Below are 15,787 nucleotides of genomic sequence, written 5' to 3'. Positions count from 1 at the left end.
TGATAGTCGAGCGTTGAGTCTGTCCGGGAGGCGAAAGCCTCCTTGGTCGTTTCTGGAAGTGGCATGAAAATACTGATCGTAGGCCCCAGCTGGGTGGGTGACATGGTGATGGCGCAGACACTGTTTCAGTGTCTGCAGCAGCGTCACCCCGGCTGTGCAATCGATGTGCTGGCCCCCGAGTGGAGTCGGCCGATTCTCGAACGTATGCCCGAAGTGCGTCAGGCCTTGAGCTTTCCGCTCGGTCACGGCGTGCTGGAACTGGCCACGCGGCGCAAGATCGGCAAATCCCTGGCCGGCCAGTATGACCAGGCGATTCTCCTACCCAACTCGCTGAAGTCCGCACTGGTGCCGTTTTTCGCCGGTATCCCCAAACGCACCGGTTGGAAGGGCGAGCTGCGCTACGGCCTGCTCAACGATATCCGCACGCTGGACAAAGAGCGCTACCCGCTGATGATCGAGCGCTTTATGGCACTGGCCTTCGAGCCCGGCGCCTCGCTGCCGCAGCCCTACCCGCGTCCAGCCTTGCAGATCGACTCGCAAAGCCGCGACGCCGCCCTGGCCAAGTTTGGCCTGAGCCTGGATCGCCCGGTGCTGGCGCTGTGCCCAGGGGCTGAGTTCGGTGAAGCCAAGCGCTGGCCGAGCGAGCATTATGCCAAGGTTGCCGAGCTTAAGATCCGCGCCGGCTGGCAGGTGTGGATATTCGGCTCGAAAAACGATCATCCGGTCGGCGAAGACATCCGCAGTCGGCTGATTCCTGGCTTGCGCGAGGAAGCGGTGAACCTGGCTGGCGAAACCAGCCTGGCTGAAGCGATTGACCTGCTGTCCTGCGCCGGCGCCGTGGTGTCCAACGACTCCGGCCTGATGCACGTGGCGGCTGCGCTGAATCGCCCGCTGGTAGCGGTCTACGGCTCGACCTCGCCGGGCTTTACCCCGCCGCTGGCCGAGCAGGTGGAAATCGTCCGCCTGGGCCTGGAATGCAGCCCGTGCTTCGACCGTACCTGCCGATTCGGTCATTACAACTGCCTGGGCCAGCTCAAGCCGCGCCCGGTGATCGAGGCGCTGGATCGCCTGGTTAGCGACCCGGTCGAGGTTGAATAGCTTGCGGGTACTGTTGATCAAGACCTCCTCGCTGGGCGATGTGGTGCACACCCTGCCAGCGCTGACTGATGCTGCGCGGGCGATTCCCGGCATTCAGTTCGACTGGGTGGTGGAAGAGGGGTTTGCCGAGATTCCCGCCTGGCACCCAGCCGTGGCGCAGGTTATCCCGGTGGCCATTCGCCGCTGGCGCAAGCACCTGTGGCAAACGTTCAAGAACGGTGAGTGGAAGCGCTTTAAGCAGCGGCTTGGCGAAACCAAGTACGACCTTGTCATCGATGCCCAAGGCCTGCTGAAAAGCGCCTGGCTGACCCGTTACGTCAAGGCACCGATTGCCGGTCTGGATCGCGACTCTGCGCGCGAGCCACTGGCCAGTCGCTTCTATGATCAAACCTATGCCGTGCCGCGCGAGCAGCATGCCCTTGAGCGCACCCGCCAGTTATTCGCTCAGGCGCTGGGCTATGCGCTGCCAACAGGCGTCGGCGATTACGGCCTGAACCGTGCGCAGCTGGCCGATCAGGCGCCGCAGCCTTACTTGCTGTTTCTGCACGGCACCACCTGGCCAAGTAAGCACTGGCCGGAAGCCGACTGGCGCCAACTGGCCGAGCAGATGAGCGCTCAGGGGTGGGCGGTGCGCCTGCCCTGGGGCAATGAAGCCGAGAAGGCTCGTGCCGAACGGATTGCCGCTGGCATTGAAAACGCTGCGGTGCTGCCCAAATTAAATCTTGCAGGCGTGGCCAAGGTCATCGCTGGGGCCAGCGCTTGCGTGGCTGTGGATACCGGCCTCGGCCACCTGGCCGCTGCGCTGGATGTGCCCAGTATTTCCCTGTACGGCCCGACCCTGCCGGGGCGCGTCGGTGCCTATGGTCGTGGTCAGGTGCACCTGTGCGCCACGGGGCCGAATGCTGGCTCAGGTGATCGCCACGAAGCCTGTTTCGACGGTCTGGATGCCGAGCGTGTCGCCACACAATTGCAGGCCCTGTTGCTGGCCGAGGACGTTGTCTGATGCAGCTCGCGTTTATCCTCTACAAATACTTCCCCTTCGGCGGCCTGCAACGCGACTTTATGCGCATTGCTCTGGAGTGCCAGGCGCGCGGTCATGCTATCCGCGTCTACACGCCGATCTGGGAAGGTGAAGTGCCGGCGGGCTTCGAGGTGGTGGTGGTACCAGTCAAGGCGCTGTTCAACCACAAGCGCAATGAAAAGCTCACCGCCTGGGTCGAGGCGGACCTGGCCAAGCGTCCGGTGGATCGGGTGATCGGCTTTAACAAGATGCCCGGCCTGGACGTCTACTACGCCGCCGATGGTTGCTATGAAGACAAGGCGCAGACTCTGCGCAACCCGCTTTACAAGCGCTGGGGGCGTTACAAGCACTTTGCCGATTACGAGCGTGCGGTATTCGCCCCCGAATCGAAGACCGAGATTCTGATGATCTCCGAAGTGCAGCAGCCGCTGTTTATCAAGCATTACCACACCCCGCTGCAGCGCTTTCACCTGCTGCCGCCGGGCATCGCTGCAGACCGCCGCGCGCCGGCCAATGCCGCCGAAATTCGTGCCGAATTTCGCGCCGAGTTCAAACTGTCGGACAGCGACCTGCTGCTGGTGCAGATCGGCTCCGGCTTCAAGACCAAGGGTCTGGATCGCAGCCTCAAAGCCCTTGCCGCCTTGCCGCGCGAACTGAAGCAACGCACCCGACTGATCGCCATCGGTCAGGACGATCCGCGCTCGTTCCAGCTGCAGGCCAAGGCGCTGGGTGTGTCCGATCAGGTGCAGATTCTCAAGGGGCGCAGCGATATTCCGCGTTTCCTGCTGGGTGCCGATCTGCTGATCCACCCGGCCTACAACGAGAACACCGGCACCGTGCTGCTGGAGGCGCTGGTCTCCGGCTTGCCGGTGCTGGTAACGGATGTGTGTGGTTATGCCCACTACATTGCCGAAGCGGATGCCGGGCGGGTGCTAGCCAGTCCGTTCGAGCAGGAACGCCTCAATCATCTGCTCGCCGATATGCTGGCCGATGATCAGCGCCGCGCGTTCTGGTCGCGCAATGGCTTGGCTTACGCCGATAGCGCCGATCTTTATTCCATGCCGCAGCATGCGGCCGATATCATTCTGGCGACACGTCTATGAAGCTGGTACTGGCTGAACCCTTTAAAAGCCTGTGGGCCGGGCGCGATGCGTTTGTCGCCGTCGAGGCTCTGCAGGGGCAGGTGTACCGCGAGCTGGAAGGCCGTCGTACGCTGCGCACCGAAGTCGATGGGCGCGGCTATTTCGTCAAGATTCACCGCGGCATCGGCTGGAGCGAGATCGTCAAGAACTTGCTCACCGCCAAGCTGCCGGTGCTTGGTGCGCGCCAGGAGTGGGACGCCATTCAGCGTCTGACCGAAGTCGGTGTGGCGACCATGACCGCCGTGGCGTACGGCGAACGCGGCCGCAACCCAGCGGCGCAGCATTCCTTTATCGTCACCGAAGAACTGGCGCCGACTACCGACCTTGAGCAACTCAGCTTGAACTGGGCGCAACAACCGCCCGAGCCACGCCTCAAGCGTGCGCTGATCAAGGAAGTGGCGAACATGGTCGGCAGCATGCACCGCGCCGGGGTCAATCACCGCGACTGCTACATCTGCCACTTTCTGCTGCACACCGATAAACCGGTAACCGCCGACGATTTCCGCCTGTCAGTAATCGACCTGCACCGCGCCCAGGTGCGCAGCCAGTTGCCCTTGCGCTGGCGCAACAAGGACCTGGCTGCGCTGTATTTCTCGGTGCTGGATATCGGCCTCACCCGGCGCGACAAGCTGCGTTTTCTACGTGGTTATTTTCAACAACCCTTGCGGCAAATCCTTCAGGAAGAAGGTCGTCTGCTCGCTTGGCTGGAATCCAAGGCGGCTAAATTGTACGGCCGCAAACAGCGTTATGGAGATCGACTGTAGATGTCGGAGAAGAAGGCGTTGATCGGCCCGGGAGTGAGGGTTGCACTGGTTCCATGTCCTGCGTTGGGCGATACCACGCTGTTCTTGCGCCTTGCCTGGCGTCTCCAGGCTGCGGGTGCGAAGGTCACCCTGGCTTCAGTATCGTTGTCATCAGTGAGCGAGTACCTGCCTGGGCTGGACATTCTAGGGGGCACGCCGGATGTGCCTGCACTGGCGGGCTGTAACGATTTGGTTATCTGTGCGATTGATTGGTACGTTGATGTTCCTCTGAGCAATGTGGCGTACCTCGCCGGTAAGAAACTTCCCGTCAAGCTCAGGTCCGCGCCGCCGCCTGTATGGCTTGATGATTGCTGCATTGAAGGGGCGCACAACGTGATTTGTCGCGACCCGAAAGCCGGCAAGACCATGGTGCAGTGGATCGATCTGTACGCCGAAGAGGTCTTGGGGCTTGATCTATCCACGCCTATTGCGGAGTTACAGGTTCCGCCCCGTGAAACCGGCGCGGAGATGCGACGTGTGGCCATTTTCCCGACCACGCCGCATGCCAGTAAGAATTTCTCAACGTCTGGGTTTCGCCGCCTCGCTCGCCATTTGGTTGCCAGGGGCTGGCAGGTCGAGTTCGTCGGTATCCCGGCCGAGCAGCAAGCCTTGAGGGCGCAGTACCCAGGCCATCATGTGCATGCGTTCACTGACTTGAAAGGGCTTGTCGACTTCTTGCTGACATGCGCCATCGTCATTAGTAATGATTCGGGTGGCGGGCATCTTGGTTCACTGCTGGGGTTGCGGACATTCACCATTACGCGCCGGCGTACCGATTTCACTTGGCGGCCCGGCTTCAATGAACTCAATAGCGTGATCAATCCGGTTCTGAGCTTCAAATGGCTGGGCAAAACAGTCTGGCGCCCGTTCATTCCGTTGCGCCGCATCGTCAGTGCGCTGCCTGACTTAAACAGGACGCAGGCATGACAGCGTGGAAACATGACCTGCACGATCCGATTCTGCTCGGCGCTTTCGGAACCCTTGAGGCTGTATTTGCACTTGAAGGTGAGCGTTTGACCTCTGACCCCTTGTCTGAAGTCATTCGTGTGGAGTTCGGCGGGGTGCGTTATTACGTCAAACGCTACTGGGGCGCTGGTAAAGGTCTACGGCGTTACCTTGGTCGTCCTCGGGTTAAAGCGGAGTGGCAAAACCTCAAGTTGTTCGCCAAGTGGGGCATCCCCACTGCGCCGATTGTGGCCTATGGGCTTGAGCGCCAGGTGGGGGCTTTTGTCCGCGGGGCGCTCATTACTCGCGAGCTTGAGGGCACGCTTGATTTGGCCGAAATTGCCAATCGGCAGGATGCGCGGTTGAGCGACTCCCGTTGGGTTATGCAGGTCAGTCAGCAGTTAGCCAAGGGCACCCGTGCGCTGCACGATCACCATTTCACCCACAATGACTTGAAGTGGCGCAACCTGCTGGTCAATGAGCGCGGCGAACTGTTCTTCATTGATTGCCCGACTGGAACCTTTTGGTGGGGGCCTTTGCTGCGTTACCGCATCATCAAGGATCTGGCATGCCTTGATAAAGTCGCCCACAAGGTCCTTTCACGTTCCCAGCGGTTGCGTTTTTACCTTCAGTACCGTGGTCGTCAGCGCTTGAATGCTTCTGACAAAAAGCGCATCCGTCAGGTCATTGCGTTTTTTGAGGGTCGGGAATGATTGCTTTTATTGCTGCCCAGGACCGTACCCTGCTGGAACATCACGGGCTTGCCAGTTTTGAGGCGCTGTGGGCGCTAAAACTTGAAGCTGTTGATGAGCCCAATACGGAGCGTGGCGGCTGGAGCAGCGTCTACCGGCTCGAACTGGGCGATGCGGCGTTCTACCTTAAGCGCCAGAGCAATCACCTGACCCGAACCCTGCGTCATCCGTTTGGTGAGCCAACCTTTGCCCGCGAGTTCCGCAATATTCAGCGCTACACGACGCTGGGGATTCCCGCATTGCAGGCAGCATTTTTTGCCGAGCGTAAATTGCCTGGCGAGCAGCGCGCAGTGCTGCTGACCCGCGCGTTGGATGGTTGGCAGGATCTGGATACTTGGTTGCCCAGTTGGCCAGCGCTGGCAGAGGCGCGTCGTGTGGCCATTCTCAAGGCGTGTGGTGAACTGGCGCGGCGTCTGCACCAGGCTGGGCAGATGCATGGCTGTTTTTACCCCAAGCATATTTTCCTGCGCGAAACGCCGGTTGGCTTCGACGCGCAGTTGATCGACCTGGAGAAAACCCGGCCGCTGTTGTTTGGCGAGCGCGATCGGATTAAGGACTTGGAGCCATTGCTGCGCCGCGCGAATGTCTGGGGGGCGGCGGATATTCAGATCCTGCTGGCTGCTTACCTCGGTCCTGATGCGGATCTCGAGCGCTGGAGCGCTCGAGTCGGGGCGCGTCGGCGTAATAAGGAGTCACGCTGATGAGTCTGGCGAGCCTCGTGCAGGCCGGTCGTACGCCGGCCTTGCCACTGACTGTTGACGTGACCGGGGCTGGTGGCCTGACTGGTCTGAGTGTGCAGCGTTGGTTGCGTGTACTTCCAGGCCAACGCTATGTCGGCGTGGCCGAATGGTGCGGCCAGCCAGTGCTGGCCAAGCTGCTGGTGGGAAACAAGGCTGCGCGACATTTTCAGCGTGAGCGTGACGGTGCCCTTCTGCTCGCGGAGCAAGGGCTGAATACGCCGCAGCTGTTGGCGGATGGGCTGCGTGACGGTGAGGGCGGCTGGCTGCTGTTCGAGTATCTGCAAGGTGCTGAAAGCCTGTGGGAGGCTTGGCGCGCGGTGGAACATCAGCCGCTGCTGAGTGCCGATCAACAGGCGGTGCTGGCTGAGGCGCTAGTCAGCATCGCGCAGATGCACCTCAAGGGGGTGTGGCAGGCGGACCTGCATCTGGACAACCTGTTGCGGCATAACGGCCAGCTGTTTGTTATCGACGGCGGCGGTGTGCAGGTTGAAACGGCAGGTAAACCGCTGTCGCGCGCCAAGGTGCTAGAAAACCTTGGGGTGTTCTTCGCCCAGCTACCCGCCGAATTGACGCCGTTTATCGAAGAACTGCTGGTGCATTACCTGCTGGCTAACGGCGAGCATGCTCTGCCGCTAGAAACGTTGCTCAAAGAAGTGGAAAAAGTGCGCAAATGGCGTTTGCGCGATTATTTGAAGAAAATCGCCCGCGATTGCAGCCTGTTCGCCGCAAAAGTCGGTGCGTTCGGCCTGCAGGTGGTTCGCCGCGACAAGCAGGCTGAGCTGCAGCCGCTGTTGAGTAATCTGGATCAGCTCACCGAGCAGGGCCATATCTACAAAACCGGTGGTGCCGCCACCGTGGCGCAAGTGCAACTGCAAGGTCGGCCGCTGGTGGTCAAGCGCTATAACGTGAAGAACCTGGCGCATTGGCTCAAGCGCTTCTGGCGCCCTAGCCGCGCATGGCACAGTTGGGTCGAAGGCAATCGCCTACAGTTGCTGGGCATCGCCACGCCACAGCCACTGGCCGTGTTAGAGCGGCGCTGGTGCTGGCTGCGCGGGCGCGCCTACCTGATTACCGAATACTGCGGTGGGCAGGATATAATCGCGCGTTTTCAGGCGTTCCACGATGGATCGCCCCCAGAAAGCGACCTGTTGGCTCTTGATCGTCTGTTCGCTGCCTTGTTGCGCGAACGCATCAGTCACGGTGATTTCAAGGGGCACAACCTGTTCTGGGACGAGCGCTTGGCATGCTGGTCGCTGATTGACCTCGACGCCATGCAGCAGCACCGCAGTGCGCGCAGTTTCGCCAGGGCCTATACCCGCGACCGCGCCCGTTTTCTGCGTAACTGGCCCGCCGACTCGGCGCTGCACCAGTTGCTCAACCAACGTTTACCGCTGACGCCCGCCGTCGGCTCAGCAGACTAAAAGAGGCACAACCAGTGGCATTGACGATTCTCGGCCTTTCCGGCGCCCTCAGCCATGATCCATCCGCCGCCTTGTATATCGACGGCAAGTTGATCGCGGCCGCCGAAGAAGAGCGCTTTGTGCGCGACAAGCACGCGAAGAACCGCATGCCCTACGAGTCGGCCAAGTTCTGTCTTGAACAGGCCGGGATCAAACCGTCCGACGTTGATGTGGTGGCTATTCCGTTTGCGCCGATCAGCATCTTCGAGAAAGCCCGCTGGCAATATGCCAAGCGCTACTGGTACGCACCGGATCGCGCCCTCGATGCGATCCTCATGGGCAATCGCCGCTACAAGCGTTACCACAAGAAGATTCAGTGGTGCCTGGAGCAGCTGGGTTTCGACCTGAAGAAAATCAAGATTGAGCCGGTCGAGCACCACCTGGCTCACGCCGCCAGCGCCTATCACTGCTCGGGCTTTACCGAGAAGACCGCGATCCTCGGCATCGACGGTAAGGGCGAGTACGCCACCACCTTCTTCGGTTACGGCGAGAACGGCAAGATCCACAAGATCAAGGAATTCTACGACCCGGATTCCCTCGGCGGCCTGTACGGCGCGATCACCGAGTTCCTTGGCTTCGAGATGCTTGACGGCGAGTTCAAGGTCATGGGTATGGCGCCCTATGGCGATGCGGCCAAGTACGATTTTTCGCGCCTGGCCAAGTTCGAGAACGGTGAGCTGATCATCAACACCGAGTACGCCAACGTCATCGGTTTCCGCCGCTACAAGGAAAACGGTAAGGGTTATTACTTCTCGCCCAAGCTGATCGAGTGGCTGGGGCCGAAGCGCCAGGGCGACATTGCTGACGATCCATACATCCACTACGCCGCCAGCATGCAGGCGCTGTTCGAGAAGCTGGCGCTGGAGATGATGGAGTACTACCTCGGTGACATCATCCGCGAGACCGGCAAGATTGCCTTCGCCGGTGGTTGCGCGCTGAACGTCAAACTGAACCAGAAGATCATCGCGCGCGACGACGTTAAAGAACTGTTCGTCCAGCCGGCGTCCGGCGACGCCGGTACTTCGGTTGGTGCGGCCGCCTACATTTCCCACCAGCGCGGCGTGCCGGTGGAAAAGATGGAGCACGTCTACCTCGGCCCGTCCTACAGCAACGAAGATGTGATCGCCGCCTGTGCTCGTCACCCGAGCAAGCCGGTGTTCAAACAGATCGACAACATGCCGCAGCGCATCGCCAAGATCATGGTCGACGCCAACCCGGTGGCCTGGTTCCAAGGGCGTATGGAGTTCGGCCCGCGCGCCCTCGGTGGTCGCTCGATCATCGGCTGCCCGAGCGTGCCGGGCGTGGCTGACCGGATTAACGAGCAGATCAAGTTCCGCGAGCGCTGGAGACCGTTCTGCCCGTCGATGCTCGACACCGTCGGTCCGCAGATGCTCAAGGTTGATCACCCGAGCCCGTTCATGACCTTCACCTTTGAAGTCAACGACGAGTGGAAGACCCGCGTCGGCGAAGTGGTGCACGAAGACGGCACCTCGCGTGCCCAAGTGCTCAAGCGCGAATACAATCCGCGTTACTACGACATGATGCTGGAGTTGGAAAAACTCACCGGCAACGGCGTGTCGCTGAACACCTCGTTGAACCGCCGTGGCGAGCCGATGATCTGCTCGCCGACCGATGCGCTGAACATGTTCTACGGCTCGGACCTGCAGTACCTGATCATGGAAGACATCTTGGTGGTCAAGGACGGCAAGGATTGGTATGACAACGTCTGAGGTCGCGGAGGCTGCTCAGCCGTGGGTGCTGCAGTTCTGTCACGGCTATGACGGCCCCTTCCTCGATTGCGCGCGGCAGTACGCCGCGCTGTTTGTTGGTACGCCTTATAAAGTGTGCACGGTGTACCTGACGGGTAAACCGAGTGCTGCGGTCGAGCAAGGCTCGGCATCTGACGAGGTACTTTTCCTCGACTACTCGAGTCGCGACGTGCGCGGGCTCAAGCTCAAGGCGATCCGCGACCTCAAGCGTATTGCCGCTTCGCGCGACTTTAAATTCTGTATCGCCCATCGCTTTAAACCGATCTACGTCGCCCTGTTGGGCAGCGATCTACCAGTGATCGGCGTGCACCATGCGTTTGGCGACTACAAGCGGCGAACGCGCCAGCTGTTTGCCAACTTCTTCCGCAAGCGCCTGGCCTTGCTCGGGGTTTCCAATGCGGTGCGCGATGACATGCGTGCCTGCCTGCCACACTGGCCGAGCGAGCGCATCGAGACGCTGTACAACCGCATCGACGTCACCGCTGTGCAGGCTGCGCAGGTTCCGCGCGAAGCAGCGCGTGAGCACTTGGGCTTACCTCAGGATGCCTGGGTGGTCGGCAATGTCGGGCGCCTGCACCCGGACAAGGACCAGGCCACCTTAATTCGCGGTTTTGCCGAAGCCTTGCCGCAGCTACCGGAAGGCAGTCTGCTGGCGATTATGGGCAGTGGTCGGCTTGAGGCTCCATTAAAAACGCTTGCCCACGAGCTGGGTGTGGACCCATCGGTGCGTTTTCTCGGTCAAGTTGCCGATGGCCGTATCTATTTCAAAGCGTTTGATGTGTTTGCCCTGACTTCAGATCATGAGCCATTTGGGATGGTGTTACTGGAGGCGATGGCGGCCGATGTGCAGGTGCTGGCTACGGATTGTGGCGGTGCGCCGGAGGTGGTCGGCGACTCAAGCGCCTTGTTCGCGCTGGGTGATCACACTGTGCTGGCCGCTCGACTGCGGTCTGCTGCCGTGGGCAGGTTTGGCCCGCTGGGTACTGAGCGTGTAAAGGCCGGTTTTACGGATGAGATTGCGCGCACACATTTCTGGTCATGGCCTGGTGTGAGTCGCATCGTGCAGGAGGCCGGTAATGGTCAGTCGTGAGCCCAAGCAGCTTGTTTACCTCGTGTATGGGGGGAAGCCTGAGTATCACCGCGAGGCCAAGTTCAGCATCCTTTCCGCGTTGCATCACGCACGTGGCGAGTGTCCGCGAATTTTGCTTTATACCGATGAACCGGAACAGTTCAGCGGCTGGCCTGTCGATCTGATCACGCTTGATGCGGCAACCCTGGCGAGCTGGACGGGGCCTGCTGCCTATCTGCACCGACGCAAGGCGGCGGCTATTCGTGATGCGCTGGCGTACGCGGAGCAAAGCATATTCATTGATACGGATACCTTCTTTCTGGCTTCACCGCTCAAGCTATTTGAGCGACTCGCGGGTTCATCCTGGTTGGTCGACGAAATTGAAGGTGTCTGGAAAGAGTACAAGGGCGATGTGATGTATGACGTCCTGGCGCCTTACCTGGCAGAACATCATGGTGTTGATCAGCAGATGCTGCTGATCAATTCGGGTGTTCTGGGCTTCCAGGTTGAGGCGTCACACCTGATGGATGAAACCCTGGCCCTGATCGATGTACTGCACCCGATGGTTCCCAAGATCCACGTGATCGAGCAGTTCGCCATGGGTGTAGCCGCCAGGCACTTGGGCCGACCTGCGCAGGCGCAAGGTGTCGTCATGCATTACTTCTCAGGTAAGAACTACTGGCGCCACATGATCGCTGCGTTTTTTCAGCGCTATGGCGAGGCTTTTTCAGTGCAGGTCGTACAGGCGGTGCGCGAGGTACCGACCTCCAAACCCAAGCCTGTCTGGTGGCAGCGACTCGACTATCGCGTGAGAAGTCTATTGGTTCCTGGCAAAGCTCGTTCGCTTGCCAAGCTGGCGTATTACGCCGCGGTGATGCGCGCCGATCCTTATGCTGAAGCCTGCGGTTGTGGATACGCCGAGGAGCTAAGGCGAAAAGTCGTAGCCAAAGGCGACGCACTGAGCAATCAGCCTTGGAGTAAAGTCCTCAGCCGGCGGCATAAGCAGCGTTTGGCCGAGCTGTTGCAACTACCAGATGGAACGCTCTAGCGGATTCAACGACAGGCTCTGCTTCTGCCTTCGTGGCAGTTGCTCGCTGTATAGATGCTTCGGGGCAGCTATTGCGCTGTTCCCATAGGCGATTATGGGTAGCGTTTTTGAGGTGTGTCAGTGAATGTGCTTTTTCTGGTTCAAGCCGAGCAGCGTGCAATCTTAGACAGGCTGTATGACGGCATCGCCGCCTCATGCGACAGCTGCGACATTCGTTGGCTGAGTAGCGATGAGCAGGCCAATCTGAAGCGCTATTTTCGCGAGCACGTTGATCTGTCCCGTTACGACAGGGTTCTTTTCTTCCTGCGCTTCAAGAAAGAGATGCGCCAATGGCGCTTCATTCGCACGCTGCCCAATGTGGTGATTCTCGAGCACGACGCTTATCAAAACTATATTCCGTGTAAATACACGGGCAAGTTCAGCGCTCACTACCGGCGTATGCCCTGGGTGCGCATCATCAGCTCCGGTGCCCAAGTCAGCCAGCGTTTGCGTGCCGAAGGGTTTGATGCTGTTTTCGTGCCCAAAGGCTACGACCAGGGGCTGATGACCTATCAAGGTCTGGCGCGTGATATCGAGTTGGCCTTTATCGGCAGCACCAAGAGCGTGGCCTACAGCGGGCGCAAGGCGCTGCTTGATGAGTTGGCGTCCGTCGAGAACCTGTTGGTCACCAAGACGCAATCCGGCCAGGAATATAACGACACACTCAACCGTATCCGTTTCTTCGTAAGCGCAGATGTCGGGATGGGTGAATACATGATCAAGAACTTTGAAGCGATGGCCGTGGGGTGTGTATTACTCGCCTATGACCAGGGTGCCGAAGAAAATGCGGCGCTGGGTTTTGTCGATATGCATAACCTGGTGCTGTACCGCGATATTCCCGAACTGCGTGAAAAACTTGGCATGTTGCGCGCCGACCCGGAAAGAGCCCAGATGATTGCAGAGGCGGGTCGAGTACTGGCGCAGCAGCGTTACAGTTTTGCAGCGCTGGGGGGCGCTATCGCCGACGCCATGCGTCCTGCATTGCGCCCCCAAAAATATCTGCCGTGGTATTTACGACCGCTGGCCAGGTGGAAGTTGATCTAAGGGCCTGCCGGTTCATGCAAGGGGTGAATGTGAGCGTTCTGAACGTTATGTGGAGCGGTGGTGCAGCCTTCGTATCCGTGCATAAGGTGCATCGGCAGGTTCTCCAAATGGGGACGCCTGGTGAAACTGTAGAAACGCTGTTATTGCAGTCAGGTGATGCCGCGCCGCTGGCTGATCTGGGGCGCGTTACTGCGCTCGGTCTTTCCTCGGCGCGCATCAAGGGCGCAGGGCTGCTGGGGGCGCTGCAACGTGTGCGGGATCGGCGGCGTCTGGCTAAGCGGCTGATGCAGCAACCGCCCCGCGTGGTGCTTATCGACGGCATCGGTGTGGCAGCCTTTATTCTCCCCTTGTTGGCAGCGTTGACCGCTACACGAGCGGTGGTGATGTTTCATGGCTCAAAACGGCTAAAGGCAGCACACATTGCTCTCTTGAGACGCTTTCCTGCGGATCGTTTGGATCTGGTAGCGGTTTCTGCCACGTTGGCCGCTGAGCTTGAAGCGCAGGTCGGCTTAAGGGTGCTGAGTGGACGTGTAGCGATCGAACCCGTGGCATTTCGATCCTCGCTTATGGCGCGAGAAGCCGCGCAGCGTGCCCTTGGAATTCCGCCAGGTGCCGGGCAGACGATTGGCGCGGTGGGCCGCCTGGTACCAGAGAAAGGCTTTAGTCGTCTGGTGACTGCTGCCGCGGGTTGGCTTCTGAACAACCCCGAGGATCGTCTTGTGATCGTCGGGGAGGGGGGGGGGCGTCAGCAATTGACAGCCCTTGCTGAAAAGTTGGGTGTGCTCAGGCAGGTTCATTTGACCGGTCATAATGCCGAAGCCCCCCGACTGTACTCGGCCTTTGATTTGATCTGCATTCCCTCGGAGCAGGAGGGGTTGGGGTTGGTCTTGCCTGAGGCGGTGATTGCAGGCGTACCGGTTTTGGCGAACGATTTAGCGGTCTTTCGTGAACAGCTCAATTGTGCGGCAGGGCTTTTGCCATGCGCTACTGAGGCGTGGCGCGATGCGCTCAATACTGTGCTGAAAGAAGACCTCGCTGCACTGGCTGATGTGCAGCGTGCGGGCTTGGATGCCGACGGTGTTTGGGCGCGCTTCGGGGCGTTTTATCAGGACTTGCTTGCGCGTTAGTCTGCTAAAACCGCAGTCGATAACTCGGCCATTGGAAAGCGTCCGGCAATCTCCATTTGCCGTAGTAGGCGTGCGAAGTGCTTGAGGTTGCGTGCCGCTTTGGCTTTTGACAGCGATCGACGGTGAAAGGCCAGATCGGCAACATCAATTAGTCCCAAAGTGTTTTGTGGGGTCAGCACTATGTTGCCCAGGTGAAGTGAGCGGAAGTAAATCCCTTTTCTGTGAAGCTCGCGTATGAAGTCACAGAGAGCCGGCAAGTACGTGATAAAGCTTTCGGGATTCTGCAGGTACAGCTCCTTGAGGGTCTGGCCTGGAAGCGGTGTATAGAGAACGGCACTGAGCTGCTTTTCAGGAAAGGTGTACAGCGTGATAGGTGTCAGCGTTGGGATGCCTAATTCAGCCAGGCGCTCTGCATTTTGATAAAAGCGCACCGAATACGGCCTGAGCAGGGCTGAGGAAATCAGGCGTTTGCGCCGGAAAAGCTTGAGAAAGTGGCCGTTGGAGAGGCGATACACCTTGGGGCCTAGACTGTCTTCTTCGAGTACTTTCGCCTCGGCGGTCAGTGTCGCCAGCGCGCTATCGGTCAGGTGTTTCGTGCTCAGCATCGTGTGTCCTTAACCTTAAACGACTTGCTTGGCCTTGAGGCGGCTTATTAGGTGGGCCTGCATGGTGTCGTAGTGGCTGCCTGCCAACAGTTTTAACAACGGATCTGCCAGCCATAGCGTCATATGCTCGCTGCTCAGTGGTTGTCCCTGTCGTTCTTCAAGATTGACTAATGCTTTATCCCACCAAGCCACTGCACAAGCTTGATCGAACTCATTTGAATAGTCATGGCACCCATAAAGCAGCTCTCGTATAAATTGTCTGCGCTCTTTATCGATTAGAGCAGTCACACCTTTTTGCCAGCCCCGGTAAGGCTGCGGTGGTCTTGGCAGGCGATCATTCACGAGCAGTACGTCTGCCATCGCTGTTTTGCTCAGCGGTTCATCGTGATGCTTTGAGTGCCACGCTTGGATTTTGGCCCTGAACTGTGCCTTGCGACTCCAATAATGATGTATGAGGTCGGTGCAGTCGTTGAGCTGCAGCTTTCCATGCGCCGCCAGAGCCAAGCTGAGCTCCTCTAGAGTGTAGAGTTCCGGAGCCAGGGGGCGGAGGTCATCCATCAACTTAATGGAGTGCTCGAGAATACCTTTATCAGCCGTGGTCAGGCCGATTACGCCAGAGTTCGTCTGGCGCAAATTTGTCTGCAACAGCCCTATCTTCGAGAGGTAGCTAACTGACTGCCGAGGAAGCGATGGTGATTCGCCGAGTGGGGCCCCTATAGCATTGCAGAGCAGATGACCGCCGGTAACGCGCTCGAAGAGTGAATCAGGAGAGGCACGGAAAAACGTGTCAGTGTCAATCAATACAGCCTTTTGATGTTCGCTGAGGACATCAAGCAAGGCCGCGTGCTTGATCCTGAAATGGTAGCGGTGAGGCCCGTCCCATGTTGGGGTTATGGCATGAGTTGTGACGGGGAGTCTCGCGTAAAATTCTGGGTTATCGGTAAAGACCTGAATCTCAAACTGGCGATCGCTGACGCAGGAGGCAGAGTGGGCAAGCGCACTGGCTATGCTGAAAACCGCCTCGCGTTGGTAAATTTCTGCGCCGAAGGCGAGATAGACAAGTTGTGGGGTGGCTTTCATTGCATGAGGCATCGATTGGTATATACAGCATAGAATACCTCTTTT

Annotated in this window: 15 protein-coding genes; 13 read left to right on the top strand and 2 right to left on the bottom strand. The window is 59.1% G+C overall.

Annotation, left to right across the window (positions count from 1 at the left end):
- The first annotated feature begins 63 nt into the window (after positions 1-63).
- From waaF to ALTER154_RS06250, 13 genes are all read left to right on the top strand, one after another.
- A complete protein-coding gene (gene waaF / locus ALTER154_RS06310; RefSeq protein WP_160085709.1) occupies positions 64-1,098 on the top strand; it encodes a lipopolysaccharide heptosyltransferase II in 1,035 nt (344 codons plus the stop codon).
- Between the two features lies 1 nt (position 1,099).
- Entirely contained in the window at positions 1,100-2,101 is a 1,002-nt protein-coding gene (gene waaC / locus ALTER154_RS06305; RefSeq protein WP_160085708.1) for a lipopolysaccharide heptosyltransferase I, read from the top strand.
- A complete protein-coding gene (locus ALTER154_RS06300; RefSeq protein WP_160085707.1) occupies positions 2,101-3,222 on the top strand; it encodes a glycosyltransferase family 4 protein in 1,122 nt (373 codons plus the stop codon). Before waaC ends, ALTER154_RS06300 begins: the two co-directional genes overlap by 1 nt.
- Complete coding sequence (gene rfaP, locus ALTER154_RS06295) at positions 3,219-4,025, top strand: lipopolysaccharide core heptose(I) kinase RfaP (protein ID WP_160085706.1); 807 nt, start codon at positions 3,219-3,221, stop codon at positions 4,023-4,025. The genes ALTER154_RS06300 and rfaP overlap by 4 nt, the downstream gene beginning before the upstream one ends.
- Positions 4,026-4,991: a glycosyltransferase family 9 protein gene (locus tag ALTER154_RS06290; RefSeq protein ID WP_160085705.1), complete on the top strand. Its 966-nt coding sequence runs from the start codon at positions 4,026-4,028 to the stop codon at positions 4,989-4,991.
- Complete coding sequence (locus ALTER154_RS06285) at positions 4,988-5,722, top strand: lipopolysaccharide kinase InaA family protein (protein ID WP_160085704.1); 735 nt, start codon at positions 4,988-4,990, stop codon at positions 5,720-5,722. The genes ALTER154_RS06290 and ALTER154_RS06285 overlap by 4 nt, the downstream gene beginning before the upstream one ends.
- Positions 5,719-6,462, top strand: a complete 744-nt coding sequence (locus ALTER154_RS06280; RefSeq protein ID WP_160085703.1) for a lipopolysaccharide kinase InaA family protein — start codon at positions 5,719-5,721, stop codon at positions 6,460-6,462. Before ALTER154_RS06285 ends, ALTER154_RS06280 begins: the two co-directional genes overlap by 4 nt.
- On the top strand, positions 6,462-7,922 hold the full coding sequence (locus ALTER154_RS06275; RefSeq protein WP_160085702.1) for a lipopolysaccharide kinase InaA family protein: 1,461 nt from the start codon (positions 6,462-6,464) through the stop codon (positions 7,920-7,922). Before ALTER154_RS06280 ends, ALTER154_RS06275 begins: the two co-directional genes overlap by 1 nt.
- A 14-nt stretch (positions 7,923-7,936) precedes the next feature.
- Positions 7,937-9,691, top strand: a complete 1,755-nt coding sequence (locus ALTER154_RS06270) for a carbamoyltransferase (protein WP_160085701.1) — start codon at positions 7,937-7,939, stop codon at positions 9,689-9,691.
- Positions 9,678-10,820 (top strand): glycosyltransferase, encoded by a 1,143-nt coding sequence (locus tag ALTER154_RS06265; protein ID WP_160085700.1) that lies wholly within the window; start codon positions 9,678-9,680, stop codon positions 10,818-10,820. The genes ALTER154_RS06270 and ALTER154_RS06265 overlap by 14 nt, the downstream gene beginning before the upstream one ends.
- Positions 10,807-11,847 carry a hypothetical protein gene (locus ALTER154_RS06260; protein ID WP_160085699.1) on the top strand — a complete coding sequence of 347 codons (1,041 nt, stop codon included), beginning with the start codon at positions 10,807-10,809 and terminating at the stop codon, positions 11,845-11,847. Before ALTER154_RS06265 ends, ALTER154_RS06260 begins: the two co-directional genes overlap by 14 nt.
- Positions 11,848-11,967: 120 nt before the next feature.
- A complete protein-coding gene (locus tag ALTER154_RS06255) occupies positions 11,968-12,930 on the top strand; it encodes a glycosyltransferase (RefSeq protein WP_160085698.1) in 963 nt (320 codons plus the stop codon).
- A 29-nt stretch (positions 12,931-12,959) separates the two neighbouring features.
- On the top strand, positions 12,960-14,057 hold the full coding sequence (locus tag ALTER154_RS06250; protein ID WP_160085697.1) for a glycosyltransferase: 1,098 nt from the start codon (positions 12,960-12,962) through the stop codon (positions 14,055-14,057).
- Here the strand turns inward: ALTER154_RS06250 and ALTER154_RS06245 are convergent.
- The gene (locus ALTER154_RS06245; RefSeq protein WP_372239944.1) at positions 14,054-14,659 is read right to left on the bottom strand and encodes a toluene tolerance protein; all 606 of its coding nucleotides are present in this window, start codon (positions 14,657-14,659) and stop codon (positions 14,054-14,056) included. The genes ALTER154_RS06250 and ALTER154_RS06245 overlap by 4 nt on opposite strands.
- A gap of 18 nt (positions 14,660-14,677) precedes the next feature.
- Positions 14,678-15,754, bottom strand: coding sequence for a hypothetical protein (locus tag ALTER154_RS06240; protein ID WP_160085695.1), 1,077 nt, complete (start codon positions 15,752-15,754; stop codon positions 14,678-14,680).
- Positions 15,755-15,787: the final 33 nt, after the last annotated feature.

The sequence above is a fragment of the Pseudomonas sp. 9AZ genome, from assembly GCF_902506525.1.
GTDB lineage: Bacteria > Pseudomonadota > Gammaproteobacteria > Pseudomonadales > Pseudomonadaceae > Aquipseudomonas > Aquipseudomonas peli.
Note: the sequence above shows the minus strand (reverse complement) of the source record. Positions and strands in the feature narration are given on the sequence as shown.

What these genes read in the sequence shown, in the direction of transcription:
- rfaP (WP_160085706.1), top strand. Translation starts at nt 3,219, where the DNA reads ATGAAGCTGGTACTGGCTGAACCCTTTAAAAGCCTGTGGGCCGGGCGC.
- waaF (WP_160085709.1), top strand. Translation starts at nt 64, where the DNA reads ATGAAAATACTGATCGTAGGCCCCAGCTGGGTGGGTGACATGGTGATG.
- ALTER154_RS06290 (WP_160085705.1), top strand. Translation starts at nt 4,026, where the DNA reads ATGTCGGAGAAGAAGGCGTTGATCGGCCCGGGAGTGAGGGTTGCACTG.
- ALTER154_RS06240 (WP_160085695.1), bottom strand. Translation starts at nt 15,754, where the DNA reads ATGCCTCATGCAATGAAAGCCACCCCACAACTTGTCTATCTCGCCTTC.
- ALTER154_RS06260 (WP_160085699.1), top strand. Translation starts at nt 10,807, where the DNA reads ATGGTCAGTCGTGAGCCCAAGCAGCTTGTTTACCTCGTGTATGGGGGG.
- ALTER154_RS06285 (WP_160085704.1), top strand. Translation starts at nt 4,988, where the DNA reads ATGACAGCGTGGAAACATGACCTGCACGATCCGATTCTGCTCGGCGCT.
- ALTER154_RS06280 (WP_160085703.1), top strand. Translation starts at nt 5,719, where the DNA reads ATGATTGCTTTTATTGCTGCCCAGGACCGTACCCTGCTGGAACATCAC.
- ALTER154_RS06275 (WP_160085702.1), top strand. Translation starts at nt 6,462, where the DNA reads ATGAGTCTGGCGAGCCTCGTGCAGGCCGGTCGTACGCCGGCCTTGCCA.
- ALTER154_RS06300 (WP_160085707.1), top strand. Translation starts at nt 2,101, where the DNA reads ATGCAGCTCGCGTTTATCCTCTACAAATACTTCCCCTTCGGCGGCCTG.
- ALTER154_RS06265 (WP_160085700.1), top strand. Translation starts at nt 9,678, where the DNA reads ATGACAACGTCTGAGGTCGCGGAGGCTGCTCAGCCGTGGGTGCTGCAG.